Source organism: Halobellus litoreus, assembly GCF_024464595.1.
In the GTDB taxonomy this organism is placed as follows: Archaea; Halobacteriota; Halobacteria; order Halobacteriales; family Haloferacaceae; genus Haloquadratum; species Haloquadratum litoreum.
In genome coordinates this window covers 143,490-168,074 of the sequence record NZ_JANHAW010000001.1, presented here as the reverse complement: position 1 = coordinate 168,074, position 24,585 = coordinate 143,490, and the positions used below count along the sequence as shown (strand labels likewise).

Genomic DNA, 24,585 nt, shown 5'->3' with positions numbered 1-24,585 from the left:
GCCCGAAAATATGTCTATACATCGGGGTTTGTCATTGAAGGCGCGAGTACCCTTAGCCATCTGGGCTGTTGGAGTCATCGCCGTTATCCTGGTCACATTCGAGGTTCTACAAATATCGGAAGAAGAATTGGTTGTATTTGCAATCGTTGTCATTATCGGATCATTCTATGGCATATTTTTACCGCTCTGGAGACGTTTGCCGGAGGGCTGGAGGCGAAGCTGAAATCTCACTGATGTAGATATATTTAATCCGACAGTATTCTGGACAGTTGGCCATTTCTAGTAGGTGAAATAAGATGAGTCGTCGTGGAAAAGTCAGACGCTCTACTGGGCGATTGAATGTGAGAATCACCTCTTCCGATTATTTATCTGGAGATCTGTTATGATCTAACAGAGCGCCTCTTCGAGCAGTTGGAGCGGGTGTTTGATCTCGTATCCCGTGCCGTGTTCCATCTGCATCGCGCAGGTGGGACACTCGGTCATCCCGACGTCGCCCGCGGCGTCGTGCATATGCTCGAACATATCCTCGCCGATCTTCATCGAGGTCTCGTACTTCTCCTCCTTCCAGCCGTAGGTCCCCGAGATCCCAGAACAGGAGTCACCGACGTCTTCCATCGCGACGCCGTCGAGCTCGCGGAACAGTTCGAGCGCCTGTCTATCCAGGCCCTGGTTTCGGGCGTGACACGGCGCGTGGTAGGCGAACGCCTGCTCCTCGACGCTCGCGTTTGCGATCGCGCCCTCCAGATCCTCCTGGATGCGGAGGTACTCCAGCGCCTCGAAGGTGTTCTCGGCGACGTCCTCGATGCCCTCGATGTCGAAGAGTTCCGGGTACTCCTGTCTGAGCGCCATCGAGCACGAGGTACAGGAGGCGACGGCGTCGTACCCCTCCTCGACGAGGTCGGCGAAGGAGGAGACGTTCACCTCCGCCGCGCGCTCGGCGTCGTCGAGCATTCCGTTCGCGAACATCGGCGTCCCCGAGCAGCGCTGCTCGGGCGCGACGAGTTCGTACCCGAACGACTCGAAGACGTGGACGAGCGCCTTCGCCACCTCGGGCGTGTTGTAGTTCGAGTAACAGCCGTGGAAGTACGCGACCTTCTTGTCGGCGTCGACGGGGTCGCCGCGGCGCTCCCGGGCCTCCCGCGCGTTGCGCCGGGAGGCGTCCGCGCCGCCGCGCTCGCGCCACCACTCGCGGAACGTCTGCGTCGCGAACGCGGGGAACTCCCGCTCGCTCGTGACGCCCATCGCCTTCTCCATCACCCACCGCGTCGGCCCGAAGCGCATCACGGCGTTCGCGAGGCGCGGGACCTTGCTGGCGAACCACGCGGATGTCCGGTAGTTCGCGAGGATCCGGTTTCTGACGTACTCGACCGACAGTTTGTTCATCTGCTCGTCGACGTACTCGCCTCTGGCGGTGTTGTGCATCTGCGAGAGCGGCACGCTCGACGGGCAGGCGTCGTCGCAGCGCATACAGTTCGAGCAGGACATGATCGAGTCGTCGATCTCCGAGCCCTCCTTGCGCTTGAGCCGCCACTGTTCCGGTCCCTGGAACTTCGGGCCGGGGAAGTCGTCGTCGACCTCCGCGACCGGGCAGACCGTGTCGCAGACCGAGCACTTGTAACAGTTGTCCGCGCCCGGGCGCAGGTCCATCGTCGCGTCGTCGCCGAAGACCGAGACCGGTTCGAAGTCCGCGCCGGACGGGCCGTCCCGTACCGCGGGGTCGATCGGTTCTGTCGTGGGTGGATTCTCCGCGTCGCTCATCTGGTAGCTCTCTCCTGTGTGTCCGTCGCCTCAGCCGTCTGAATCCTGTCCGCCCTCTTTGTCGGTTCCGTGCCGCTTCGTTCGTGGTCGTCCGTGCCGCTCGTCGCCGCCTCCGTCGTCGTTCGCGTCATCGCATCGCCTCCTCGCCCGCCCGGCGGCCCGCGTACGCGCCGGTCGCAAGGGAGACGCCCGCAGCGGACTTTTCGCGGGCCGTGTCGGCACCGCCGAGGACGCCGCCGGCCGCGCGGAGGTTCCCGAACTCGGTCGCGCCGGACCCGTCCGTCGGTCGCAGGTCGTCGTCGGGGACGACGCCGAACCGCGCGAAGGCGTGATCGCCGAACGCTTCCGGTTCGGACCAGTCGTAGCGGTCCGTCGGGTGTGGAACGTGACAGTCGAAGATCGGTTCGGTGACGGCTTCGCGGTCGGAGTCGATCCCCTTGCCGACGAGGCCGCCCGTCGCGAGCACGAACTCCTCGGCCGCGTAGGGGACCTCGCGCCCGCGACGATCGACGAGGACCGATTCGACCCGGCCGTCGCTCGCCTCGTAGCCGACCGCGGGGTTGCCGGAGGCGAGGCGGATGCCCGCGTCGTCGAGGGCGTCGAGCAACAGGTCCTCGAGTTGCATTCCGAGCAGGCTCGGCGGGCCGGTCGGGATCTGAAACACCGTCGCGCCGAGTCTGTCGGCCAGTTCCGCGCGGACCTCGCGGCCCGCGTCGTCGCCGAGCATCGCCGGGAAGCCGACCCGCTCGTAGTCGTCGAGGTCCGCCGCCGCGTCGCGGACGGCGTCGGCGAGTCGCTTTCGGGCGCTCGATTCGTCCGTGTCGAGCGCCTTCGCGAAGCGCGTCGTCAGCGCGTCGTCGCGGAACTTGACCGGGAACGTGACGGTCACGCCGTCGATGGCGAAGGGAACGTCCGTGGCTTCGAGGTGCGCCGCGGCTGTAGGGGCATCGAAGTCCGTCAGCCCCGCGAAGCCGACCAGCAGCGTGTCCTCCTCGCTGCTTGCGAGTCCGGGAGCGACGGATTCCGGATACCGCGCGGTCGGCTTGATCGTCCCGCCGTGGGTGAGCACGAGCGCGTTGCGGTCGGTGTGCTCGCCGGCGTAGGCGTCCCCGACCGCCTCGTCGAAGAGGCCGAGCCCGTCGCGGATCGCGTCCGCGCCGACGACGCGGTAGGGATGTGAGTCGGGGAGGCGGTCGAGCGCCTCGAAGGGGTCTGCGATCAGTTTGGGTCCTCCGGCAGCGGACCCGTCGCCGCCGGTGGAGCCGTCGCCACCGACCGCGCCGAGCACGTCGACGAGGCCGCTGGCCTGCCGGAGCGTGCTCTTCTTGTGCGAGAGCAGGCGGACCGTGGCGCCCGACTCCGCGGCGGCGAGCGCGGCCGTCGCGCCCGCGATGCCGCCGCCGACGACTAAGACGTCCTCACGAATCGCCATCGGTGACTCCTCGGTTCTCGGATCGGTTTCGTCGACCGCCGTCGGCGACGGCGTCGTCCGGTCGGGCTCCGCTGTCGGCTTCGTCGGGGCCGTCTCCCGCGGCCGCGCCGGCGTCGAACGCGCCGAAGTCGACCGCGTCGTCGCTCGCCGCGGGGTCGGCGTCGCGGTTCATCGTCGTCGCGTGCAGGTGGTGCTTCAGCATCGCCTGGGAGAGCTGTTCGCCCCACAGCGCGTGGCGCTCGCCCTTCCAGCGCTCCTGGTAGAGGTCGTCGAGCGCCTCGCGGGCGGTGGGCTCGTCGTACTCGGGCGTCAACTCGTTCGCCATCCGGTGACAGCACATCGCGCCCTGACAGTTCCCCATCGAGGCGCGGGTCCGGATGCGGACGGCGTTGAGTTCCGTCCCCGACTGGGAGATGGCGTCCTGGATCTCCGCCCGGGTGACGGCCTCGCACTCGCAGACCGTCGGGTTCGGGCCGTCCCACTCCCCGAGCACCTCGTCGGTTCGAGAGCCGAGGCGTTCGCCGCTGCGGAGACCCACGGGCGACCGGAGGCCGAATTCGTCCATCCAGTCGCGCAGGACCGAGAAGTCCTCCGAACCGGGCAGCGGCTCGTCTGCCGTTCGGCACTCGGCGTCGACGCCGAGTTTCTCGCAGACGTGATCCGCGATGTCCTCGGCCATCATCCGGTAAGTCGTGAGCTTCCCGCCGACGATCGAGGCCATTCCGGGGAGGTCGTCGCGCTCGTCGTGGTCGAGGAGGAAGAAGTCCCGCGTGATGTCGGTCGGGTCCTCGCTCCCGACCTCCGGCGGTTCGTAGAGCGGCCGGACGCCCCAGAAAGAGCGGATGGTCCGCGCCTCCGACAGCATCGGGACGAGTTCCGAGAGGGTGTCGATCATCAGGTCGACCTCCCAGCCCTCCTCGGGGTAGTCCTCGGGGTCTTCGACCTCCTCGTCGGTCGTCCCGAGGATGCAGGTCGTCTCGTGGGGGACGACGATGTCGGCGTCGCCCTTCGGCCGACAGCGGTTGATGACGGTGTCGACCTGGCGGACGTTCATAATCGTCATCACGCCCTTGGAAGGCCGGACGGCGACCTCGACGTCGGCCATCTCGCCGATCTGTCCCGCCCACGCGCCGGTGGCGTTGACGACGTAGTCGGCGTACAGTTCCTCGGTCGTCCCCGGCTCGCCGTGGACGAACTGCCCGGAGCCGGTGTCGTGTTCGACCTCGACGCCGACGACCTCGCCGTCCTCGACGAGGACGTCGGTCACCTCCGAGTGCGTCTCCACGCGCGCGCCGTGTTCGACCGCGTCGGCCGCGTTGGCAACGCAGAGCCGGAACGGATCGACGGCCCCGTCGGGGACGCGGATGGCGCGCTCGATGTCCGCGGCGAGATACGGCTCGATCTCCCGTGCCTCCTCCGCGGTCAGGACTTCGGCCGGGATACCGCACTCGCGACACCCGTCTAACTTCTCCTCGAAGTACTCGTCGTCGTCCTCGGGGCGCTGGACGAACAACCCGCCGGTCATCTCGACGCAGTGGCTCGCGATCCGCCGGAGGACGCGGTTCTCCTCGATGCACTCCGTCGCCGACTTCTGATCGGAGACGGCGTAGCGACCACCGCTGTGGAGGAGGCCGTGCATCCGCCCGGTCGTCCCGTGGGTCAAGTTCCCCTTCTCGACGAGAGTGACGTCGACGCCGCGCATCGCGAGGTCCCGCGCGATGCCGCAACCGGTCGATCCCCCGCCGAGGACGAGGGCGCTCGGAGTTTTACTCATTTCACAGTACACAGTTGGCCAGCACGTACTTTATTGTAGCGTCTGGTGGCGTCCGTTACGAACGTCTCGCCGTGTCGGTCCGGGGCCGGTCACGGTCACTTCCCCACTGTCGTCGGTGGCGTTCGCCATAGTCGCCTCGTGGCGTCGCGGACGGCCTCAGACCCGACCGACAGCGGTGGATCTTTGACGCTTCGTCCCCAAGCCGCGCCGATGACTGCCGAGACGCCGCCGCTCGCCCTCGACATCGACGGGACGCTCACAGACGGAACCGGCCGCCTCGACCCCCGTGCGTTCGAATACCTGCAGGCGTGGGACGCGACCGTCGTCCTCGCGACCGGGAAGGCGTTTCCCTACCCGGTGAGCCTCTCGCATTACCTCGGACTCGAACTGACGGTGATCGCCGAGAACGGCGGGGTCGTCCTCGCCGACGACACGGTCTCGTATCAGGGCGACCGCGACCGCGCACAGGCCGCCGCCGACGCGTTCGTCGAGCGCGGCGGCGACATCGGCTGGGGCTCGTTCGACGCCATCAACGAGTGGCGGCGGACCGAGATCGCGGTCAACCGGTCGGCCGACGAGGATCTGCTTCGATCCGTCGCCGCCGAGTTCGACCTCGAAGTGTTCGACACCGGCTACGCCTACCACGTGAAGACCCCGGGCGTCGAGAAGGGAACGGGGCTCGAAGCCGTCGCCGAGACGCTCGGTCGCGACCCCGCTGATTTCGTCGCGATCGGCGACAGCGAGAACGACGTCTCCACGTTCCGCGTCGCTGGCCGTTCGTTCGCCGTCGCGAACGCGGACCCCGCCGCTCGGGAGGCAGCGGACACCGTCGTCGACGGGTCGTATTTCGATGGGACGGCCTCCGTGTTGGAGTCCCTCGCCGAGGAATAGTCGAGTCCGGTTCAGGCTTCGAGAGCGCCACCTTCGAAGGGGACGAAGGTACCGTTGATGTCCCACTCGTGGATGCAGTACGGACTGCCGACCGTCTGGGGGGTTCCCGACTCGTCGACCGCGAGACGCCACGTTCCCGCTTCTTCCTCCCAGACCTCGATGCGGCCGCAGCGCTCACAGGTCCGTTCGGTCGGAGTTCGGAGTGTCGGTGCCATCGTTTGAAACTCGCGTCCGACCCTGTTAATCTTGACTGCTGCGGCAGCGGCGGGACGGCTCGGAGTTCCCGACCGACTCGATCGACCTGAGCGGCCGACTCCCGACTTCGATCCCTCCTCACGACGGGGTTACAGCACCGCGCACTCTGCCGACGAGCACAGTTTTAGGTCCACGCTGTTCGTACGCGGGATATGGGATTTCACACGTTCGACGCCGACCGGGCGGACGCGCTCGAAGACGCCGGCCGGTATCGCTTCTGCTCCCGCGAGGAACTGCTGGCCGCGGTCGATCCGGCCTCCGACGACGTCGTCGCCGACATCGGGAGCGGGACCGGGTTTTACACGGACGAGATCGCGCCGTTCGCCGGCCACCTGTACGCGGTCGACGTACAGGCGGAGATGCACGAGCGGTATCGGGACAAGGGTGCTCCCGACGCCGTCGAGTTCGTGACCGCCGAGGCGTCGTCGCTGCCGTTCGAGGACGACGAACTCGACGCCGCCTTCTCGACGATGACGTACCACGAGTTCGCCGAGGACGCCGCGCTCGACGAACTCGCGCGAGTGATCCGCCCCGGCGGTCGGGTAGTCACGGTCGATTGGTCGCGTTCCGGGTCCGGGTCCGACGGACCGCCGATGGACGAGCGGTTCGGTCTCGGCGACGCCGTCGGCGCGTTCGAGGACGTTGGATTTACGACTGTCGAAGGGAAGACAAGAAAAGAAACATTCGTTCATATCTGCACCAGGTAGATCAAAATAAAAACTATATTCTGAATAATATAATCTGATTATACATCTATAGAGTATATTCTGTTATATCAGGATAACCATTATCTGTGCGTGAGTGTCTCACACATATATGGTGATATACAACGGTGACATCGATCCATACCATCCGGAGTCGAGTCGATACGAGTGTCGCTCTTGTGGCGCTCGCAGCAACGGCGGCGGCGTCTGCGACTCGTGCGGCAGCGAGTCGGTGATCAACATCGCAGTCCCGCGGGAGTGAGACGTCAGGCGGGCATACCACAGTCGGCGAGGGGGACGGTTGGCGTCATCCAGTCGGTCGAGTGACGCCGTCACCCGTCGATTCGCCGACGATCACGGAACAGAGATCTAGACCCGACCGTGCGGAGGCCCGGGACAGCCGGACCGCCGGGCCTCACACCTGTCGACCACCGTCGCGGTCGGGGCACCGTCGTCGCGTTCGACTGCCGGCACGCGGGCCGCTCCCGTCGTCGAGCGGACCACCGTGTCGCGTCCGCGGCGATCGACGCGCTACCGTCGTCAGTCACGGTCCGGGCCACGTTCTCCGTCTACCGATCCGACTCGATCGCCGGTTCGCTAGCCGTCGCCGTCGATGTCGCCGATTCCCGTGTAATAGTCCAGGAGCACCACGAGCGCGGCGCCGACGACTGCGGCGGCGGCGAACGTCGCAATCGCGGTCGGCGTCCAGGCTCGTCCGAGTTCGACCAACTGGTCGCCGGTTCGGACGACCGGAGCACGCAGCGCCCCGACGATCAGGGCGACGAGGAAAGCCAGCGTCGCCGTCCGGGCGCGTTCGAGCGCGGCCCGTACGGCGTGAGCCACCGTGAAAAGACCGATCACGGCCCCGCTGACGAACGCGACGACCACGACACCGTGTTCCCAGATCGGCTCGATCGGACCGCCGGTCACGAGTGCCAGCAGCGCGTCGACGAACGCCGACAGCGTTCCTGTCATATACTCGTACTGCCCGAGGATGATGAGCAGCAGCGACCCGGAGATTCCCGGGAGAATCATCGCGCTGACCGCGATGGCCCCGACGGCGACGACGACCGGGAGCCCGTCCCCGAGCGTCGCCGCCGCGCGCCCGGAGACGACGAACGCGAACGCAAACCCCGCGACCGCGGCCGCTGCCCGGGGCGGCGTGTCGACGGCGACCTCCGAGAACAGCACCCACGCCGAGGCTGCGATGAGACCGAAGAAGAACCCGAACGTGAGGACCGGTGCGGTTTGGATCCCGGCGTGGACGACCCGTGTGATCGTCACGATGGCGGTGAAGATACCCGCACCGAGCACCAGCAGGAATCCCGCGTCCACCGCGCGGAGGGCGTCGACGGCGTCGTCCCGGCGGCCGGGGAGAAATCCGAGGAGGACGGCGCGGATCCTGGCGGGCGAGACGGCGGTGATCGCGGCGATCAACCGCTCGTAGATCCCGGTCACGAGCGCGATCGTTCCGCCCGAGACGCCGGGAACGGCGTCCGCCGCGCCCATACAGAGCCCTTTCAGATAGACGACCAGCCACGACGCCCCGGAGTCCGCCGGTCGGGTCGTCACGGCGTCACGGGACGTCGTGGTGGTCCCGTGGGAGCCGTCTCGATCGTTCGGCATACCCGTCCGTTCGCTCTCACCCTACTCCGGGTTTTCGCTTCCGTCCGTTCGGGTTTCATCCGCCTGTTCGGGCCGCGTCCGTCGCAGGCTCGCACGCCTGCCCTCCCAACACGAAAATTGAAACGATCGGCCGGCGTCGGCTGCGGTATGGACCTGAGCATCGTCGGCAGCGGCTACGTCGGGACGACGATCGCGGCGTGCTTTGCCGAGGTCGGCCACGACGTGGTCAACGTCGACATCGACGAGGAGACCGTCGCGACGCTCAACGGCGGCGACGCGCCGATCCACGAACCGGGTCTCGACGACCTCGTCGCCGAACACGCCGGCGACCGACTGCGCGCGACGACCGACTACGCCGCCGTCCGCGACACGGACGTCACGTTCCTCGCGCTCCCGACCCCCTCGGAAGACGACGGCCACATCGACCTCTCGATTATGAAGGCCGGCGCGCGCTCGCTGGGCGAGACGCTCGCCGAGAAGGACGGCCACCACCTCGTCGTGACCAAGAGCACGGTCGTCCCGACGACGACCGAAGAGGTGATCGCGCCGATCCTCGAAGCCGAGTCGGGCAAGACGCTGGGTGCGGACCTCGACGTCGGGATGAACCCCGAGTTCCTGCGCGAGGGCAGCGCAGTCGAGGACTTCTTGGGCCCCGACAAAGTCGTCCTCGGTTCCGAGACCGACGCCGCGGCCGCGGCGCTCCGCGACGTGTTCGACCCTCTCGTCGAGCGGGCGGACGACCCGCCGGTCGTCGAGACCGGCGTCGCCGAAGCGGAGATGATCAAGTACGCCAACAACGGCTTCTTGGCGGCGAAGATCTCGCTGGCCAACGACATCGCGAACGTCTGCAAGGAGTACGACATCGACTCCGAGGCCGTCCTCTCGGCCATCGGCCTCGACCACCGGATCGGCTCGGAATTTCTCGGCGCGGGCGTCGGCTGGGGCGGTAGCTGTTTCCCGAAGGACGTCGCGGCGATCATCGCGGCCGCTCGCGACGTCGGCTACGATCCCGCGATGCTCCAAGCCGCCGTCGAGGTGAACGACCGACAACCGGTCCGTCTGCTGGGTCGCCTCCGCGAGCACGTCGACCCCGACGGCGCGCGCGTGGCGGTGCTCGGCCTCGCGTTCAAACCCGGCACGGACGACATCCGCAACTCCCGCGCGATCCCGCTCGTGGAGGCGCTGCTGGACGCGAACGCGGACGTCGTGGGCTACGACCCCGTCGCCACCGAGAACTTTCGAGAGGAATACCCGGAAATCGACTACGCCGACTCCGCGGGCGCGGCGCTCGACGGCGCGGACGCGGCGCTCGTCGTCACCGACTGGCCCGAGTTCGCCGAGCTGGATACCGAGTTCGACGCGATGGCGACGCCCATCGTCGTCGACGGTCGGCGGATCGTGACGCGGCGGGGGGGCATCGTCTACGAGTCGCTGGTGTGATTCACCAGCAAGTTTTTCCAGATCGCCATTCAATCCTCGTTTATGAGCCTCACCACGGATGATTTCAGGGAGTTCCTCGGTTCGGACCCCGACGATGACGAAACCGTTCCGCTCGGTGACGCGCTTTCGGAGTTAGCCGTCGATGTTGACGTCGATGCCGTCGACGCCGTTCGTGACGTCCGAGAGCGCATATGAATCTGCTCCTCGACACGAATATTCTCGTCGCCGCTGTTACTCACGATACTGAACGATCCGACGACGCGATCACACTACTCAACGAAGCCGACGATACGTACGTCTCTGTCCTGAGCCTGATGGAACTCCGAAGCGTTCTCACGAAAAAGAAGCAGTTCGAACGTGATCGCATCGACCAGATCGAGAATCGGATAACGTCGCGTGCGACGATCACGTTTCCCGACGCGTCCGATATGATGGCGGCCAATCAGCTCCAGTCGGAGACGCTTCTGTATCCGATGGACGCGTTGATACTCGCGGCCGCCGACGCCGTGGACGCGACACTCGTCTCGTTCGATACCGAACTCGTCGAGCACGGCGCTGCGCATCCAGGCGACGTTCTGTAGTGCACCTGTACACGGAAACCTACTTCCGGCCGTCGTTCGTCTCACAGGTATGCTCTCGCTCGCGCTCGCCGGCAAGCCAAACGCCGGCAAGTCTACCTTCTACAAGGCCGCGACGATGGCCGACGTCGACGTCGGCAACTACCCGTTCACGACCATCGACCCGAACCGCGGCGTGACCCACGCCCGGACGCGTTGTCCCTGTCTCGACCGCGAGGAGCGCTGCGGCAACTGCGAGGGCGGCGTCCGCTACGTCCCCGTCGAACTGCTCGACGTGGCCGGCCTCGTCCCCGGCGCACACGAGGGCCGCGGGCTGGGGAACCAGTTCCTCGACGCCCTCACCGATTCCGACGCGATTCTCGCCGTCCTCGACGCCGCCGGCGGCACGGACGCCGAGGGCGAACCCGTCGAGATCGGCACCTACGACCCCGTCGAGGAGGCCGACTTCGTCGAGGCGGAACTCGAACAGTGGCTCGCGGGCATCATCGAGCGCAACTGGGAGTCGATCGTTCGGAAGTCGCGCTCGCCCGACTTCGATATCGACGAGTCGCTCACCGAGATGCTGACCGGGTTCGGCGCGACCGAGTACGACGTGGCGGCGTCGTTGCGGGCGGTCGAGTACCCAGAGGACCCCCAACAGTGGAGCGACGAGGACCGCGAACGGCTGGCCCGGGACGTCCGCGAGCGGACGAAACCGATCGTGCTCGTCGCCAACAAGGCCGACGTCGCGCCGCCGGAGAACCTCGAACGCCTTCACAAGTCCGACAAGCCGGTCGTCTCGTCGACCGCCGACGGCGAACTCGCGCTGCGGACGGCCGCAGAGGCGGGCGTCGTCGAGTACCTCCCGGGCGACGAGGACTTCGAGGTCGTCGGCGACGTCTCCGACGCGCAGCGGGAGGGGCTCGAAACGATCCGCGAGGTGATGGCCGAACACGGCGGAACGGGCGTTCAGCGGGCCATCGACACGGCCGTCTACGACGTCCTCGATATGGTGACCGCCTATCCCGTGCAGAACGAGACGAGGTGGACCGACGGCACCGGGGAGATGCTCCCCGACGCGTTCCTCCTGCCCCGCGGATCGACGCCGAAAGATCTCGCGTACGCCGTTCACTCCGACATCGGCGAGGGCTACCTCCACGCGGTCGACGCCCGATCGAAGCGCCGGATCGCCGAGGACTACGAGCTCGAAGAGGGCGACGTGATCAAGATCGTCAGTACGGCGTCCTGAGCGACGACAACGTCTTTTGTTATCGGCTAGCTGACCGCGTCGTACGCGTCGCCCATAATATCGAGCGCCTCGTGCAGCGACTCCTCGTCGGTCGCATAGGACAGTCGCGCGTAGCCCGCTCCGTGCTCGCCGAAGGCCTCGCCCGGGACGACGATGACGCCTCGATCCAGACACTCGTCGACGAAGCCCGCCGGGACCTCGGGCATACAGTAGAACGCGCCGCCGGGCGTCGGGACGTCGAGGCCGATGTCCGTGAGGCCGTCGACGACGATGTCGCGTCGGCGCTCGAAGGACGCGGTCATCTCGTCGACCTGATCCTGGGGGCCCGTGAGCGCCGCCTCGGCGGCGAACTGCGACGGCGCGGCGGCGCAGGCCTGGGCGTACTGGTGGACCCGCAACATCCGCTCGATCCGGCGCGTCGAGGAGACGACCCAGCCGAGTCGCCACCCGGTCATCGAGTAGAGCTTCGAGGCGGAGTTGACGACGACGACGTTGTCGCTCTCGGCGAACTCCATCGGCGAGCGGAACTCGCCGTCGAAGACGGTGTACTCGTAGACCTCGTCGGAGATACAGAGGACGTCGTGCTCGTCGGCGATGCGGGCGAACTCCCTGATATCTTCGGGCGGCGAGACCGCGCCCGTGGGGTTGCCGGGGCTGTTGACGACGAACGCCGCGGTGTCGTCGGTGATCGCCTCCTCGACGGCCGCTGGGTCGATCGTCAGGTCGTCGCGGAGCGGAACCGGCACGGGCGTCCCGCCGGTGAGTCGGGTGAGGGCGTCGTAGGAGACGAATCCGGGGTTGGGGATGACGACCTCGTCGCCGGCGTCGACGTGGGCCTCCAGGGCGATGTGGAGCGCCTCCGATCCCCCGGCGGTGGCGATCACGTCGCCGGGGTCGACGTCGAGACCCTGATCGCGGGCGTGTTTGTCGGCGATGGCCTCGCGGAGCGACGCCAGCCCCTTGTTCTCGGTGTAGCCGTCGGCCCGCCCCTCGCGGATCGCGTCGGCGGCGGCCTCGCGGGCGTGCGTCGGGGCCGCGAAATCCGGTTGCCCCAGCCCGAGGTTGATCGCGTCTTCGCCCGCGGCCTCGAAGACCTCGCGGATCCCGCTGATCGACACCTGTTCGACTCGCTCGGAAAAGTGTGTCATACACAGGGTCGGGTGGGCCACCGAGTTAGGTTTTCCTTCCTCGGCCGAGTGTTCGCGGGTTCGGAAGCAATATTGACTGGTTTCTGTGACGCGATGCGGACCCGTCGGACCACACTGTGCGGGCGCGATATCCGGCAACCTGGCCGATATCGGGTTTTCGAGGCGTCGAGCGTCGGAGCGACGTTCGCCGCGTGCACGTCTCAAATATACGTAGGGCGCTAAAACGGGTCAAATGAAGCGCGACTCGACAGACGCCCGATCGGGGGTCTCGCGACGACGGTTCCTGCAGGCGGCGGCCACAACCTCGGCAGTCGGTCTCGGTGGTGTTGCGGGGTGCGCTGGCGGGAGCGGTAGTGGGAGCGGTGGACTCGACGAAATCCGCGTGGCGTACATGCCCATCTACCCGGACATGCAGTACTTCGTGATGGAGGAGGAGGGGTACTTCGACGAACTGTCGGCGACGGTCTCCGGAGAGGTGTTCTCCGACGGTCCGAGCATCGTGCAGGCCTCCGCGACGGGCGACTTCGACGTGATGCTGTTCGGCATCGTCCCGGCGATGATCGTGATGGACAAGGACATCCCCGCGAAGATCACCGCCGCGAACATCCAGAACGCGATGCAGATCCTGACGCACGACGACTTCGCGGCGACGTGGGAAGCGGCGGATTCGGGTGCGGACGCCTTCGCCCGCTTCGAGGAGGAACGGGGCCGGAAGTTCACCTTCGGCACGTTCCCGCCCGGGTCGGTTCCGGACATCCTGCTCCGCTACTGGCTCTCGGACGTCGTCGGCGTCGATCCCGAATCCGACGTGAACATCACCGCGCTCGGCGGCGCGGGGCCGGTCCGACAGGCCCTTCTGGCCGGCGAGATCGACGGCACGTCGATTATGGAGCCGGTGCCGACGGTCGCCGAGATGAAAGACGCGCCGTACCAGTCGATCGCCTGGGCGGGCGACTTTATGCCCGGGCAGCCCGCGGCGGTCGCGCTGATGCACGACCGGCTCCGTGAAGACAACCCCGAGCAGGCGGCCGCCTTCGTCGAGCAGCACCAGCGCGCGACGAACTTCGCCAACGAGAACCCCGACGGGGCCGCCCAGCACGCCAGCACCGTCATCGGCGAGTCGTCGCTGCCGGTCGAAACAGCACGGCGCGCGATGGACTCGCCCGCCTCCGACTTCATCACCGACCCGCACAAGATCGCGGAGGGCGCGCAGATCTTCTCGGAGTACGCCGCGAACGCGGGCCGGATCGACGAAGCGCTATCGAACGACGACCTGTTCGACTTCGGGGTGTACGACTCGCTATGAGCCTCGAATCCGGCGCGACGGCCGAGGCGGGGACGCCGGACGCGACGCGTTCGGGGGACGACGGGGGCGCGACGGCGACCGGTTCGCTCTCGGACGTCGACACCGCCGGCCTCGCCTACGGCGCGGTCGGGACCGCGACGTTCCTGGCGGTCTGGCAGGCCGCCGCGATGGCCGTCGGCCGGACGTATCTGCTCCCGTCGCCGGTCGAGGTCGCGACCGCGTTCGTCGTCGAGCTCACCGCGCCGACGACGTTCACGGTCCCGTTCGTCGGGGTTTCGCTCCCGGCGACGCGGCTCGTCGCGAACCTACTGCAGAGCCTGCTCCACTATCTTCCGGGCCTCGTCGTCGGGAGCGTCCTCGGCATCGCGCTCGGGGTCGCGATGGGCTGGAGCGGCCGCCTCGACGACGCGCTCACGCCGGTGACGCGCTTTCTCCGCCCGATCCCGCCGCTGGCGTGGATCGTCTTCGCCATCGTCTGGATCGGGATCGGCCACGGCGGCGCGGCGTTCATCGTCGGGATCGGCGCGTTCTGGATCAACTTCTACAACGCCTACGCCGGCGTCGAAGGCGTCTCGACGCACCTCCGAGAGGTCGCGGAGACTCTCGGCGTCGACGGCGACCTCAGGATGATCCGCAAGGTGATCCTCCCGGCGGCCACCCCGTCGATCGCGACGGGGATCCGAACGAGCATCGGCCAGTGTTGGATGATCGTCGTCGCCGCCGAACTGTTCGGCGCGCCCGGCGTCGGCTTCCAGATCATCAACGCCGCACAGAACCTCGCGACCGACGTGAGCGTCGCGTATATGGCCGTCATCAGCCTCGTCTTCCTCGTGAGCGACGGGGCGTTCCGGCGGGTCGAACGGAGGGCGTTGGCATGGCGGGACTGAGCGACGAGTCGGCCGCGGCCGAGGCGTCGACCACCGAAGCCCGGACGGGAGCCGACGCGGCCGAGGCCCGCAAAGTCGTCGTCGACGGCGTGAGCAAAGTCTACGAGTCCGAGCGCCAGCGCGTCGAGGCGCTCTCGGACGTGCGCTTCTCCGTCGCCGAGGGCGAGTTCGTCTGCCTGGTCGGCCCCTCGGGCTGCGGGAAGACGACGCTCTTCCGGACGATCGCCGGTCTGGAAGCGCCGACCGGCGGCGAGATCCGACTCGACGGCGACCCCGTTACCGGACCCGGAACCGACCGCGGGATGGTGTTTCAGGAGTACGGGCTGTTCCCGTGGCGCACCGTCCGGGGCAACGTCACCTTCGGACTCGAGGAGCAGGGCGTCGAAGAGCCCGATCGGAGCCGTCGCGTCGACGAGATGCTCGGACTGGTCGGCCTCGAAGACTTCGCCGACGCCTACCCGAAAGAACTCTCCGGCGGGATGAAACAGCGCGTCGGCATCGCCCGCGCGCTGGCCGTCGATCCGGAGATCCTGCTCGCCGACGAACCGTTCGGCAGCGTCGACGCCCAGACGCGGGATATGCTCCACGGAGAGCTGCTCCGGATCTGGTCTGAGACCGGGAAAACCGTCCTGTTCGTCACCCACGACGTCGAGGAGGCGGTGAAGCTCTCCGATCGCGTCGTCGTGATGGCCGCCGATCCGGGGCGCGTCCGAGAGGTCGTCAGCGTCAATGTCGACCGCCCGCGCGAGCGGACGGACCCCGCCTTCGGCGAGTACGTCGATCGGATCCGAACGCTCATCGGCGAGTAACGGCGGAACGCTCTCGGCGAGTAACGGCGGAACGCTCTCGGCGAGTGATCAGACTTACTCGTTGGCCTCGTGGACCTCACGCAGCGTCTCGACGTGATTCATCACGACCGCCAGCGTTGCGTCCGCGTCGGTGTAACCGCGGTCGTAATCGTCGTGGGCGGCGTCGACGTCACGGAGGAACTGTACGACAGATTCGTCGAGGTCGGCCGTCTCGTCGGTCGTTTCGGGAGCGTCGTCGGTCATACCCGTCGTCCGCTCTCAGCATACAAAAACACGGCGTCACGAGTGGCTTCGAGCGACCGGCGGTCGATCGGTCGGTCGACGGTCTGACGACCGACCATCGGCTCGGAGTCGGTGCTCTGTCCGCCGGTGACCGTGCCGGCGACGGCCGACAGTATATATACGATCACGACCCAGACACGGACGTGATCACGCTGCGGTTCGAGGACGGGACGATCCGCGTCGAGGGCCTCGACGAGTCGGACTCGAAAACCGGCTTGCTGCCGGGCGTCGCGTGGGACGACCGGGGACTCGTCGCACGCGCGCCCGCTCACCGGTACGCCGAGTTGCGGGCGGCGCTCCACGCCGGCGACGCTCCGTTCCAAGACCGCGTCCGCCCCGAGGAGCGACTGTCGCTGACGCACGCCTACGACCTGCGCCCCTATCAGCGCGAGGCGGTCGAGGCCTGGCGTGCCAACGACGACCGCGGCGTCGTCGAACTCCCGACCGGGGCCGGGAAGACGGTCCTTGCGGTCGAGGCGATCGCCGCGCTCGGCGTGCCGACGCTCGTAGTGGTCCCGACGATCGACCTCCTCGAACAGTGGCGACGCGAACTCGAAACCGAGTTCGACGTCCCGGTCGGGCAGTTCGGCGGCGGCGAGCAGACGCAGGAGTCCATCACGGTGTCGACGTACGACTCCGCTTACCTGCGCGCCGAGGACGTCGGCGGCGACTTCGGCCTCGTCGTCTTCGACGAGGTGCACCACCTCGGGGGCGAAGGCTACCGCGACGCGGCCCGCCTGGTCGCAGCACCTGCCCGACTCGGGCTGACCGCGACGTTCGAGCGCCCCGACGGCGCACACGAGGTCGTCGCCGACCTCGTGGGACCGAAAGTGTACGAGGCCGACGTCGACGACCTCGCGGGCGAGCATCTGGCCGACTACGAGGTCCGACGGATCGAGGTCGCGCTCGGCCCCGACGAGCGCGAGGCCTACGAGGCGGCGCAGGGCACCTTCGTCGACTACCTGAAGCGCTCGAACCTCTCGCTGCGGAGCGGCTCGGACTACCGAAAACTGGTGATGCGTTCGGGGAACGATCCGAAGGCGCGGGAGGCGCTGCTGGCGAAGCAGCGCGCGCGGCGGATAATGATGAACGCGGACGCGAAGGTCGAGACGCTCGGCCGGTTGCTCGACCGCCACCGCGAGGACCGCGTCATCGCCTTCACCGCCCACACCGACCTCGTGTATCGGCTCTCCGAGCGCTACCTGCTGCCGGCGATCACGAGCGAGACCGGGGCCGAGGAGCGGCGGGAGATCCTCGACCGGTTCCGCGAGGGCACGTACTCGCGGGTCGTCACGGCGAACGTCCTCGACGAGGGCGTCGACGTCCCCGACGCCAACGTCGCGGTGGTGCTCGCCGGGTCCGGCTCGGAGCGGGAGTTCACCCAGCGGCTCGGCCGGGTCCTCCGACCGAAGGCGGACGGTGGACAGGCGTTGCTCTACGAGGTCGTGAGCGAGGAGACGGCGGAGGAACGGGTCGCCGACCGGCGGCGGTGATCCGGCGTCGAGGCCGCGATGGCGGCCGTCACTCGACGTCGACGCTGATGGTGCCGCCGCTCGCGAACTCCTCGTAGGCGGTCTCGAACGCGACCGACCACTCGGCGGTTCCGTCGGGTTCGACGGCGAGCGACGTCTCTCGAACGACCGACTCCCCGTCGATCCTGGCGGTGACGGTGACCGTGGCCGTCCGCTGCGCGTCGCCGCGGTTCTCGACGGTGCCGAACACGCGCAGCGCGCCCTGGTCGTCGGCCTCGAAGTCGAACGTCCCGACGACGAGGTCGGCTTGTTCGGGGGGTTGCCGTGACTGACCGGCCGGCGCGTCGGGGGGATTCCGCGGCCCCGTCGCGCTCGGCCACGACTCCAGACAGCCGCCGAGCAGCGCGGCCCCAGAAACGACAGCGAGGCGGAGAGCGGTTCGTCGCTCCATCGTGCGTCAGAGGGCCGGCCGCGGGTATCGGTCTTTCGGTGGCTGCGGCGTCCGGCGTCCTCGACCCCGAGGGCGGCAGTCTCTTGACCCGCCGCCCCGAAGTCGCCGCCGTGCTGAGAAAGGACCTCCTCCGCGTCTCCCGCGCGGGGGGCGGCTACCACCCGCAGTTCGCCGGGCGCGGGGAGCGGCCACTCGCCGCGCGGGTCGTCGGCGTGTTCCAAGGACACGTCGGAGAGCCGCGGCACCGGCTCGACGACGCGCTCGACGACCTGGAGCGGGAGGCCGACGACTTCAAACTCGTCCGGGGGTTCGCCGCGCTGCTCGAACGGGAGGCGGTCTTCGAGACGCGCGCGCCGCTCCCGCCCGAACGCGTTCGACGCGTCGCCTTCGAGTCCGCGGAGGCGGTGGGGGGAGTCGTCGACGAGACGGACCGCCGAGCGGCGCTCGAATCCGCGGCCGATCGCCTCGGGGCCGAGAGCGAGGACGTCGAGCGGTCGCTGTACGCCGACCGCGACGTCAACGAGGTCCTGTCGTCGTTCGATCCCCGCTGGGGACCCGACGAACTCGTCGAGCAGTACAACCTCTCGCTGGCGCAGACCGCGCTGTTTGACGCGACAGAGGTCCGGATCCGGAGTTCGGACCCGAAGCGGCTCGTCTCGGCGGTCAAGCGGCTCGGACTGCTGTACGAGATTCGGCGTCGTGGCGTCGGCTCGGACGGCGTCGGCGGTGCGGGCGATGTCGGCGGCGCGGGCGACGACGTGGCGGCGGCCGAGGCACACGACGCCGATCAGGCCGAAGAGCGGATCCTGATCGTCACCGGCCCCGACGCACTGTTCCGGCGGACGCGCCGGTACGGGACCGCGTTCGCCCGGCTGCTCCGGAGCGTCGCGGCCACCGCCGAGTGGTCGCTGTCGGCGACGATCGACGACCGCGGGACCGATCGCGAGTTGCACCTCGGCCCCGACGACGTCTCGGTCCCGGACGTCGAACCGGTCGCAGCGCCCACCTACGATAGCGGCGTCGAGGCCGACTTCGCCGCCCGCTTTGCGAACCTCGATCTCGACTGGGAACTGTCCAGAGAGCCCGAAGCACTCGCCGCGGGCGCGCGGGCGATGATCCCCGACTTCGCGTTCGACTACCGGCCGGCCGGCTCGCGGAAATCGGGCGAGCGGGAATCGACGGAAGGCGACGGAGACATTGCCGACACCGGAAGGACTGCGACGCCGTTCCGCGTGTACTTCGAGGTGATGGGCTTCTGGACGCCCGAGTACGTCGAGAAGAAACTCGACCAGTTCGGGAGCGTCGCCGACGACGTGGAACTGCTCGTCGCGGTCGACGAGTCGCTGGGCGTCGGCGAGGAGATCGAGTCCCTCGATCACCGCGTCGTCACCTACTCCGGACGCGTCCGGGTGAAAGACGTCGTCGACGCGTTGCGAGCGTACGAGTCCGACCTGGTCGAGGCGGCCGCCGCGTCGCTCCCCGCAGAGATCGTTCCCGACGCCGACGTGATCGACCGCGACGCGTTGGCGGCCGAGCGCGGCGTGAGCGTCGACGCGCTCGATTCGGTGACGTTCCCCGACCACGAGCGCATCGGCGGGACACTACTCCGCCCCGGGGTGCTCGACGCGCTCGACGCCGAGATCGACGCCGGGATGTCGTTCTCGGACGCCGAAGCGGTGCTGGACGACCACGGCGTCGACGACGCCTCCGCGGTACTCTCGCGGCTGGGGTACCGCGTCGCGTGGGACGGACTCTCCGGCGGGACCGTCGAGGAGAAGTGAGTCGGACGGAACCGGCGGACGGAATCAGACGAGGGCCCGCGACGGACCTACGACAGGTCCTCGCGACGCCCCTTCGGGACCGTCGAGCGGAGTTCGCCGTGGAGGTACAGGCCGACGCCGATCGGTTCCACGGCACCGGCGATCTCGTGAGCGGCGACGACGTACCCCCAGTCGCCGTCCCAGCGCGGGAGCTCTTGGTCCTCGCCCTTCGCGAACCGTGTCGCTTCGTCGCCGTCGAGCACGACGACGTTCTTCGTCGCCTCCGTCGCGAAGCGCTGGACGGCGTTCGTCGAGGGCTTCCAGTGCTCCTGTCGGGTGCGCAGGATTCGGAGGCCGAGCCCCTCGACCGCGATCGGCGAGACGACGTCGGCGGCGAACGCCCACAGCTTCCCGTTTCCTTTCTCCCAGAACGTGTGGCCCTCCCACGTTTCGGGCGGGACGCCGTACCGCTGCTCCCACCAGCCGACGACCTCCTCACGGGTAGGCCGGCCGGGAACGACGCGCTCGGCGGCGGTCGCCGGCAGGCGGTCGAACCGCTGGCCGTCGTTCTCCGGCGGGGTCGCGTCATTCGTCCCCGCATCGCTGTCGTTCGCGTCCGTCATGCCGTCACCTCCAACTTGGCGCAGAAGAACCCGCCCGTGTCGTTTCGGTGCGGGTACACGCGGTGTGCCAGTTCGACCGAGGAGTCGTACTCCTCGCCGTTCCACTCCGTAATACCGGGATCGGTCTCGAAGCCCTCGGGCGCGTCCCACTCGACGATCTCGCAGTTCGCCTCGTCGAGGGCGTGATCGAGAACGGCTTCGTTCTCTTCCGGGGCGAACGTGCACGTGGAGTAGACGACAGTGCCTCCCGGTCGAGTGGCTTGGATCGCGCGCCGGAGGATCCCCTTCTGAATCCCCACGATCCCCTTGACGTGCTCCATCGACCACCGCGCTAAGGCGTCGGGGTTCTTCCGGATCGTGCCCTCACAGGAGCAGGGCGCGTCGACGAGCGCGCGGTCGAACGCCTCGATCCGCTTTTCGTCCTCGGTGCGGTCGCCGAACGGCTTGAACGAGAAGTTGCGCGCGTCCTGGTTCGTCACGGCGAGGTTCGTGATGCCCAGGCGCTCGGCGTTGTGCCGCAGCGCCGAGAGTCGCCCGAGATTGTTGTCGTTGCCGACGAGGACGCCCGTATCGTCCATCAGATCCGCGATCTGCGTGGTCTTGCTGCCCGGAGCGGCGCAGGCGTCCCAGACGACCTCGCCCGGTTGGGGGTCGAGCGCCAGCGCCGGGAGCGCGGAGACCTCCTCCTGGCCGTGGAGCCAGCCGTGGAAGTACGGCCAGGAGGTCCCCGGGCCGCGCTCGTCGAGTCGGAGCACGCCGGGGTGCCAGTCGGTCGCTTCGTAGGCGACGCCCTCGGCGTCGAGCGCGTCGCGGGCGCGCTCGATCGACGCCTTCAGGGTGTTGACGCGGACGACCGACGGCAGCGGCCGCTCGCACGCCGTGCGGAACGCGTCGTAGTCGTCGAGGAGCGACGCGTACCGCTCCAGTGGTTGCATAGGGAGTTGGATTCGCCGCGCCCGCTTGTGGGTGTCGGTTCGACGTGTCGGTCCCGCGTGTCGAGGACGGGGGGAACGGGCTCGGAAGGTCGGCGACCGGACGAACCGTTGTCGACCGTCGGAACCGCCGGTCGCTACCCGGAGAACTCTTCGCGCTCCTCCGTGTCGGAGACTTCAATGTCCGGATCGGCCTTCTCGAGGATCGTCTCGGCGTCCATTTCCGAGTCCGGATCGGCGGGGCGTTTGTTCTCGATGATGGCCTCGTAGACGGCGATCAGCGCTGCCTCGTCCGCGGGAGACGTCGAGATGTCGCCGACCTCTTCGATTCGGGCGACCGTCTTCCCATCGACAGCCACTTCGAGTACCTCTCCGCCGTCGAACCGTTTCGGCTCTGGGAGTTCTTCGGGCACGGGAGGGGGTAGCGTGACGAGTTCACAAAGCGCTTTTCATGTCTCAGTGGCACACACCCTCCACCGCCCCCCGCAGTTTTACCACCGGTCCCGTCGTACCGGCGGTCATGGCGCGAATCTCCGTGCTCGCAGACGACGTGTCGCTGTCGAATCCGTCGCTCGTCGAGGGGTTCCCCGGGGTCGGACTCGTCGGCAAGATCGCCGCCGACCACCTCGCCGAGGAGTTCGAGATGACTCACTACGGCAACGTCTACTGCGACGCCCTCCCGAAGGTCGCGGTCTACCAGGAGAACGACGCGAAACTCCAGCCGCCGGTCAGACTCTACGCCGACGAGGACCGGGACCTGCTCGTCCTCCAGAGCGACGTCCCGGTTCAGCCCGCGGCCGCCTCGGAACTGGCGGACTGCCTCGACGGGTGGTTCGACGAGAACGGGGTGACGCCGATCTATCTCTCGGGTATCCCCACGGAGAAGAGCGACGACGCGCCGTCGCTGTACGGCCTGGGCGTCGCGGGGGGCGTCGACCTCGTCGCCGACGTCGGGATCCTCGCCCCGAGCGAGACGGGACTCGTCTCCGGCCCGACGGGCGTGCTGCTGAACACCGCCGTCGAGGACGGGCGAACGGCCGTCGGGTTGGTCGTCGAGTCGGACCCGCGGTTCCCCGACCCGGAGGCCGCACGGGTCCTGATCAAGGAGGGAATCGAACCCCTCACCGACGTCGAGGTCCCCGTCGATGACCTGGTCGACCGCGCCGAACAGATCCGTGAGGCCAAGGAACGCCTCGCGAAGCGGATGCAGGAGGCCAGCGAGGAGGAGAGCACGCAGGCGCGGCCCATCGGGATGTATCAGTAACTGCGGTCCCGCCAGGGCCGGTCTCCCCTGATCGGGACGCGTCGACGACACCTTCGGTCGCACCCGAAATCTGGTCGATGGCCTCTTTGCCAGCACCCTCCTCGTGCCCGCGTCGCCGACGCCGCGAACCGCCCGGTGTCGTTTCTACAGCCTTAAGGCTCGTCGCCCACTCCCTGCAGGTATGAGCGAGGAGTCCCCCGAGAGCACTGCCGCGGCCGCGTCAGCCGAGGCTGCAGACGTCGAGAGCGACGAGAGCGTCGAGGAACGGAGGGACGCTGCCGTCGAAAACGGCGTCTCGGAAGCCGATCGCGACTCGACGAGCGCCGAGGGAGAGGCCGCGGGCGAGGAAAAAAGCGGGTCCACGGAACCCGACGTGCCGGACGTTGCCGACCGCGTCGCCGAGTACGACGAGGACCTCGCCGCGGACGTGTCGGAACTGGAGTCGCGGCTCGCGACGGCGGCGTCCGAACTCGACGCCCGCGAGGACCGCATCGCGGAACTCGAATCCGCGCTGAAGCGCTCGAAGGCGGACTTCAAGAACTACAAGAAGCGCGCGAAGAAGCGACAGGACGAGATCCGAGAGCGGGCGACCGAGGATTTCGTCAGTCGGGTCGTGAGCGTTCGAGACAACCTCGTTCGCGCGCTCGACCAGGACGAGGGCGCCGACATTCGACCGGGAATCGAGTCGACGCTCGAGGAGTTCGACCGCGTGCTGGAGGAGGAAAACGTCGATCCCATCGATCCGGACCCGGGCACGGACGTCGATCCGACCCGTCACGAGGTACTGATGCGCGTCGACGACGAGCGACCCGAGGGGACGGTCGTCGAAGTGTATCGGCCTGGCTACGAGATGGCCGGCACGGTGCTCCGCGAGGCGCAGGTGACCGTCAGCACCGGCGAGTCCGCAGACGACGAATAGCGAGTCCGAAGCGCCGTTCTCTTTGAGTCACGACTCCGTTCTGAACCGAACTGCCACCCGCCAGAGCACGCCGCCCACGACGAGGACCGGCAGCGAGAACGCGAGGAGGTACGGCAGCGCGAACGCGAAGCCGACGACGGCCGCCCGCGCGACGACGACGACCCCGTCGACCGACTGCATAAACGCCGACAGCACCGGCGTGTCGTACCAGCGGTCCGGGGCGACCCGGTTCGGCGTCGGCCGCGGCTCTTCGAGCCGAACCGTCAGCGTCGAGTAGGCGACCTGGTCCTGAAGCGACTGCTGTCTGGCTTCCAGTCGCTCGATTTCCCCCTGCACGTCCGAGAGTTCCCGCTGGACCGCCAGGACGTCCTCCGTGGTGTTCGCTTGGTCGTAGAGTTCCCGCAGGCGGTCGCGTTCGGCGCGAAGGTTCTCCAGTCGCGCCTCGATGTCGACGAGTTGGTCGGTCACGTCCCGGGAGTTCACCTCGATCGACTGGACCTCGCCGAGGCCGCGGGTGTCGTTGACGAGCGCGTCGAAGTCCTCCCTCGGAACGCGCAGCACTAACTCGCCGCGCACCCACGTCTCGTTACCGATCTGTCTGCGGTCCTGTCGGCTGTCGCTGACGTAGCCGCCGTAGCCCTCGACGGCCGCGGTGAGGTCCGACCGGGCCGACTCGAAGTTCTCGACCTCGACGGCGACGGTGCCGGTCCGGATGATCGCGCGTCCGTTCGTGTTGACGACGTCGCCCGACGCGTCGCCGCCGCCGTCACCGCCGTTCGCCGCCTCCGGCGCGGGCGTCCCGGTGGCCTGTGCCGCCCGGTCGGCCTCGACGCCAGTCGCCTGTTCGTAGCTGCCGGCGCCCCCGCCGTCACCCCCGCCGCTGCCGGTGGCCCCGCACCCGGCGATTGCGACGAGTGCGACCACCGCGACGAGTCCGAGTGTACGTCTCGATACCATCTCGCCTCTCCCTACAGGAGAGGGACGGAAAGACGCGCCGGTGACACAAAGGGGTCTTTGAGTTACAGCGGAGGCAGCGCAGCACCCGT

At 68.0% G+C, this 24,585-nt stretch carries 27 protein-coding genes; 14 read left to right on the top strand and 13 right to left on the bottom strand.

Going from position 1 to position 24,585, the window contains the following annotated elements; translation table 11 throughout:
- Window positions 1-387: 387 nt before the first annotated feature.
- The 4 genes from NO360_RS00825 to glpA are packed head-to-tail and all read right to left on the bottom strand — an operon-like array spanning window position 388 to window position 4,964.
- Entirely contained in the window at window positions 388-1,758 is a 1,371-nt protein-coding gene (locus NO360_RS00825) for an anaerobic glycerol-3-phosphate dehydrogenase subunit C (protein WP_256305482.1), read from the bottom strand.
- Window positions 1,755-1,889 (bottom strand): hypothetical protein, encoded by a 135-nt coding sequence (locus NO360_RS00820; protein ID WP_256305481.1) that lies wholly within the window; start codon window positions 1,887-1,889, stop codon window positions 1,755-1,757. The genes NO360_RS00825 and NO360_RS00820 overlap by 4 nt, the downstream gene beginning before the upstream one ends.
- Window positions 1,886-3,190: a glycerol-3-phosphate dehydrogenase subunit GlpB gene (gene glpB, locus NO360_RS00815; RefSeq protein ID WP_256305480.1), complete on the bottom strand. Its 1,305-nt coding sequence runs from the start codon at window positions 3,188-3,190 to the stop codon at window positions 1,886-1,888. The genes NO360_RS00820 and glpB overlap by 4 nt, the downstream gene beginning before the upstream one ends.
- Window positions 3,177-4,964 carry an anaerobic glycerol-3-phosphate dehydrogenase subunit GlpA gene (glpA, locus tag NO360_RS00810; RefSeq protein WP_256305479.1) on the bottom strand — a complete coding sequence of 596 codons (1,788 nt, stop codon included), beginning with the start codon at window positions 4,962-4,964 and terminating at the stop codon, window positions 3,177-3,179. Before glpA ends, glpB begins: the two co-directional genes overlap by 14 nt.
- A 210-nt stretch (window positions 4,965-5,174) precedes the next feature.
- Between glpA and NO360_RS00805 the strand changes: the two genes are divergently transcribed.
- The gene (locus NO360_RS00805; protein ID WP_256305478.1) at window positions 5,175-5,855 is read left to right on the top strand and encodes a phosphoglycolate phosphatase; all 681 of its coding nucleotides are present in this window, start codon (window positions 5,175-5,177) and stop codon (window positions 5,853-5,855) included.
- Between the two features lie 11 nt (window positions 5,856-5,866).
- On the opposite strand, the gene NO360_RS00800 is transcribed toward NO360_RS00805, so the two are convergent.
- Window positions 5,867-6,070: an HEWD family protein gene (locus NO360_RS00800; protein WP_256305477.1), complete on the bottom strand. Its 204-nt coding sequence runs from the start codon at window positions 6,068-6,070 to the stop codon at window positions 5,867-5,869.
- Window positions 6,071-6,262: 192 nt separating this feature from the next.
- On the opposite strand from NO360_RS00800, the gene NO360_RS00795 reads away from it, so the two are divergent.
- Both NO360_RS00795 and NO360_RS00790 read left to right on the top strand, forming a co-directional pair.
- A complete protein-coding gene (locus NO360_RS00795; RefSeq protein ID WP_256305476.1) occupies window positions 6,263-6,817 on the top strand; it encodes a class I SAM-dependent methyltransferase in 555 nt (184 codons plus the stop codon).
- A gap of 109 nt (window positions 6,818-6,926) precedes the next feature.
- Window positions 6,927-7,076 (top strand): DUF7129 domain-containing putative zinc-binding protein, encoded by a 150-nt coding sequence (locus NO360_RS00790; protein WP_256305475.1) that lies wholly within the window; start codon window positions 6,927-6,929, stop codon window positions 7,074-7,076.
- Window positions 7,077-7,411: 335 nt separating this feature from the next.
- Here the strand turns inward: NO360_RS00790 and NO360_RS00785 are convergent, their stop codons facing one another.
- Complete coding sequence (locus NO360_RS00785; protein WP_256307063.1) at window positions 7,412-8,323, bottom strand: DUF368 domain-containing protein; 912 nt, start codon at window positions 8,321-8,323, stop codon at window positions 7,412-7,414.
- A gap of 264 nt (window positions 8,324-8,587) precedes the next feature.
- Between NO360_RS00785 and aglM the strand changes: the two genes are divergently transcribed.
- Genes aglM through NO360_RS00765 form a run of 4 tightly spaced genes read left to right on the top strand, consistent with a single transcriptional unit; the run spans window position 8,588 to window position 11,686 of the window.
- Window positions 8,588-9,880, top strand: a complete 1,293-nt coding sequence (aglM, locus tag NO360_RS00780; protein ID WP_256305474.1) for a UDP-glucose 6-dehydrogenase AglM — start codon at window positions 8,588-8,590, stop codon at window positions 9,878-9,880.
- Between the two features lie 42 nt (window positions 9,881-9,922).
- A complete protein-coding gene (locus NO360_RS00775) occupies window positions 9,923-10,075 on the top strand; it encodes a hypothetical protein (protein ID WP_256305473.1) in 153 nt (50 codons plus the stop codon).
- Entirely contained in the window at window positions 10,072-10,461 is a 390-nt protein-coding gene (locus NO360_RS00770; RefSeq protein ID WP_256305472.1) for a type II toxin-antitoxin system VapC family toxin, read from the top strand. The genes NO360_RS00775 and NO360_RS00770 overlap by 4 nt, the downstream gene beginning before the upstream one ends.
- A gap of 49 nt (window positions 10,462-10,510) precedes the next feature.
- Window positions 10,511-11,686: a redox-regulated ATPase YchF gene (locus tag NO360_RS00765; RefSeq protein WP_256305471.1), complete on the top strand. Its 1,176-nt coding sequence runs from the start codon at window positions 10,511-10,513 to the stop codon at window positions 11,684-11,686.
- Window positions 11,687-11,712: 26 nt separating this feature from the next.
- On the opposite strand, the gene NO360_RS00760 is transcribed toward NO360_RS00765, so the two are convergent.
- The gene (locus tag NO360_RS00760) at window positions 11,713-12,834 is read right to left on the bottom strand and encodes a pyridoxal phosphate-dependent aminotransferase (RefSeq protein WP_256305470.1); all 1,122 of its coding nucleotides are present in this window, start codon (window positions 12,832-12,834) and stop codon (window positions 11,713-11,715) included.
- A gap of 232 nt (window positions 12,835-13,066) precedes the next feature.
- On the opposite strand from NO360_RS00760, the gene NO360_RS00755 reads away from it, so the two are divergent.
- Genes NO360_RS00755 through NO360_RS00745 form a run of 3 tightly spaced genes read left to right on the top strand, consistent with a single transcriptional unit; the run spans window position 13,067 to window position 15,836 of the window.
- Window positions 13,067-14,140, top strand: a complete 1,074-nt coding sequence (locus NO360_RS00755; RefSeq protein ID WP_256305469.1) for an ABC transporter substrate-binding protein — start codon at window positions 13,067-13,069, stop codon at window positions 14,138-14,140.
- Window positions 14,137-15,027 carry an ABC transporter permease gene (locus NO360_RS00750; RefSeq protein WP_345780173.1) on the top strand — a complete coding sequence of 297 codons (891 nt, stop codon included), beginning with the start codon at window positions 14,137-14,139 and terminating at the stop codon, window positions 15,025-15,027. The genes NO360_RS00755 and NO360_RS00750 overlap by 4 nt, the downstream gene beginning before the upstream one ends.
- Entirely contained in the window at window positions 15,015-15,836 is an 822-nt protein-coding gene (locus NO360_RS00745; protein ID WP_256305468.1) for an ABC transporter ATP-binding protein, read from the top strand. Before NO360_RS00750 ends, NO360_RS00745 begins: the two co-directional genes overlap by 13 nt.
- 54 nt (window positions 15,837-15,890) lie before the next feature.
- Here the strand turns inward: NO360_RS00745 and NO360_RS00740 are convergent, their stop codons facing one another.
- Window positions 15,891-16,079, bottom strand: a complete 189-nt coding sequence (locus NO360_RS00740; protein ID WP_256305467.1) for a hypothetical protein — start codon at window positions 16,077-16,079, stop codon at window positions 15,891-15,893.
- A gap of 182 nt (window positions 16,080-16,261) precedes the next feature.
- On the opposite strand from NO360_RS00740, the gene NO360_RS00735 reads away from it, so the two are divergent.
- The gene (locus tag NO360_RS00735) at window positions 16,262-17,611 is read left to right on the top strand and encodes a DEAD/DEAH box helicase (RefSeq protein WP_256305466.1); all 1,350 of its coding nucleotides are present in this window, start codon (window positions 16,262-16,264) and stop codon (window positions 17,609-17,611) included.
- Window positions 17,612-17,639: 28 nt separating this feature from the next.
- On the opposite strand, the gene NO360_RS00730 is transcribed toward NO360_RS00735, so the two are convergent.
- Window positions 17,640-18,041 carry a transcriptional initiation protein Tat gene (locus tag NO360_RS00730; protein ID WP_256305465.1) on the bottom strand — a complete coding sequence of 134 codons (402 nt, stop codon included), beginning with the start codon at window positions 18,039-18,041 and terminating at the stop codon, window positions 17,640-17,642.
- A gap of 110 nt (window positions 18,042-18,151) precedes the next feature.
- On the opposite strand from NO360_RS00730, the gene NO360_RS00725 reads away from it, so the two are divergent.
- Complete coding sequence (locus NO360_RS00725) at window positions 18,152-19,822, top strand: DUF790 family protein (RefSeq protein WP_256307061.1); 1,671 nt, start codon at window positions 18,152-18,154, stop codon at window positions 19,820-19,822.
- A gap of 47 nt (window positions 19,823-19,869) precedes the next feature.
- On the opposite strand, the gene NO360_RS00720 is transcribed toward NO360_RS00725, so the two are convergent.
- From NO360_RS00720 to NO360_RS00710, 3 genes are all read right to left on the bottom strand, one after another.
- A complete protein-coding gene (locus NO360_RS00720) occupies window positions 19,870-20,424 on the bottom strand; it encodes a DUF7122 family protein (RefSeq protein ID WP_256305464.1) in 555 nt (184 codons plus the stop codon).
- Entirely contained in the window at window positions 20,421-21,359 is a 939-nt protein-coding gene (locus NO360_RS00715) for an RsmB/NOP family class I SAM-dependent RNA methyltransferase (protein WP_256305463.1), read from the bottom strand. Before NO360_RS00715 ends, NO360_RS00720 begins: the two co-directional genes overlap by 4 nt.
- Before the next feature lie 134 nt (window positions 21,360-21,493).
- Entirely contained in the window at window positions 21,494-21,769 is a 276-nt protein-coding gene (locus NO360_RS00710; protein WP_256305462.1) for a hypothetical protein, read from the bottom strand.
- Between the two features lie 107 nt (window positions 21,770-21,876).
- On the opposite strand from NO360_RS00710, the gene NO360_RS00705 reads away from it, so the two are divergent.
- The gene (locus NO360_RS00705; protein ID WP_256305461.1) at window positions 21,877-22,620 is read left to right on the top strand and encodes a proteasome assembly chaperone family protein; all 744 of its coding nucleotides are present in this window, start codon (window positions 21,877-21,879) and stop codon (window positions 22,618-22,620) included.
- A gap of 181 nt (window positions 22,621-22,801) precedes the next feature.
- Window positions 22,802-23,539 (top strand): nucleotide exchange factor GrpE, encoded by a 738-nt coding sequence (locus NO360_RS00700; protein WP_256305460.1) that lies wholly within the window; start codon window positions 22,802-22,804, stop codon window positions 23,537-23,539.
- A 27-nt stretch (window positions 23,540-23,566) separates the two neighbouring features.
- Here the strand turns inward: NO360_RS00700 and NO360_RS00695 are convergent, their stop codons facing one another.
- Entirely contained in the window at window positions 23,567-24,496 is a 930-nt protein-coding gene (locus tag NO360_RS00695) for a DUF4349 domain-containing protein (RefSeq protein ID WP_256305459.1), read from the bottom strand.
- Window positions 24,497-24,585: the final 89 nt, after the last annotated feature.

Coding starts and splice junctions, on each gene's coding strand:
- NO360_RS00825 (WP_256305482.1), bottom strand. CDS start 1,758: ATGAGCGACGCGGAGAATCCACCCACGACAGAACCGATCGACCCCGCG.
- NO360_RS00820 (WP_256305481.1), bottom strand. CDS start 1,889: ATGACGCGAACGACGACGGAGGCGGCGACGAGCGGCACGGACGACCAC.
- glpB (WP_256305480.1), bottom strand. CDS start 3,190: ATGGCGATTCGTGAGGACGTCTTAGTCGTCGGCGGCGGCATCGCGGGC.
- glpA (WP_256305479.1), bottom strand. CDS start 4,964: ATGAGTAAAACTCCGAGCGCCCTCGTCCTCGGCGGGGGATCGACCGGT.
- NO360_RS00805 (WP_256305478.1), top strand. CDS start 5,175: ATGACTGCCGAGACGCCGCCGCTCGCCCTCGACATCGACGGGACGCTC.
- NO360_RS00800 (WP_256305477.1), bottom strand. CDS start 6,070: ATGGCACCGACACTCCGAACTCCGACCGAACGGACCTGTGAGCGCTGC.
- NO360_RS00795 (WP_256305476.1), top strand. CDS start 6,263: ATGGGATTTCACACGTTCGACGCCGACCGGGCGGACGCGCTCGAAGAC.
- NO360_RS00790 (WP_256305475.1), top strand. CDS start 6,927: ATGGTGATATACAACGGTGACATCGATCCATACCATCCGGAGTCGAGT.
- NO360_RS00785 (WP_256307063.1), bottom strand. CDS start 8,323: ATGGGCGCGGCGGACGCCGTTCCCGGCGTCTCGGGCGGAACGATCGCG.
- aglM (WP_256305474.1), top strand. CDS start 8,588: ATGGACCTGAGCATCGTCGGCAGCGGCTACGTCGGGACGACGATCGCG.
- NO360_RS00775 (WP_256305473.1), top strand. CDS start 9,923: ATGAGCCTCACCACGGATGATTTCAGGGAGTTCCTCGGTTCGGACCCC.
- NO360_RS00770 (WP_256305472.1), top strand. CDS start 10,072: ATGAATCTGCTCCTCGACACGAATATTCTCGTCGCCGCTGTTACTCAC.
- NO360_RS00765 (WP_256305471.1), top strand. CDS start 10,511: ATGCTCTCGCTCGCGCTCGCCGGCAAGCCAAACGCCGGCAAGTCTACC.
- NO360_RS00760 (WP_256305470.1), bottom strand. CDS start 12,834: ATGACACACTTTTCCGAGCGAGTCGAACAGGTGTCGATCAGCGGGATC.
- NO360_RS00755 (WP_256305469.1), top strand. CDS start 13,067: ATGAAGCGCGACTCGACAGACGCCCGATCGGGGGTCTCGCGACGACGG.
- NO360_RS00750 (WP_345780173.1), top strand. CDS start 14,137: ATGAGCCTCGAATCCGGCGCGACGGCCGAGGCGGGGACGCCGGACGCG.
- NO360_RS00745 (WP_256305468.1), top strand. CDS start 15,015: ATGGCGGGACTGAGCGACGAGTCGGCCGCGGCCGAGGCGTCGACCACC.
- NO360_RS00740 (WP_256305467.1), bottom strand. CDS start 16,079: ATGACCGACGACGCTCCCGAAACGACCGACGAGACGGCCGACCTCGAC.
- NO360_RS00730 (WP_256305465.1), bottom strand. CDS start 18,041: ATGGAGCGACGAACCGCTCTCCGCCTCGCTGTCGTTTCTGGGGCCGCG.
- NO360_RS00720 (WP_256305464.1), bottom strand. CDS start 20,424: ATGACGGACGCGAACGACAGCGATGCGGGGACGAATGACGCGACCCCG.
- NO360_RS00715 (WP_256305463.1), bottom strand. CDS start 21,359: ATGCAACCACTGGAGCGGTACGCGTCGCTCCTCGACGACTACGACGCG.
- NO360_RS00705 (WP_256305461.1), top strand. CDS start 21,877: ATGGCGCGAATCTCCGTGCTCGCAGACGACGTGTCGCTGTCGAATCCG.
- NO360_RS00700 (WP_256305460.1), top strand. CDS start 22,802: ATGAGCGAGGAGTCCCCCGAGAGCACTGCCGCGGCCGCGTCAGCCGAG.
- NO360_RS00695 (WP_256305459.1), bottom strand. CDS start 24,496: ATGGTATCGAGACGTACACTCGGACTCGTCGCGGTGGTCGCACTCGTC.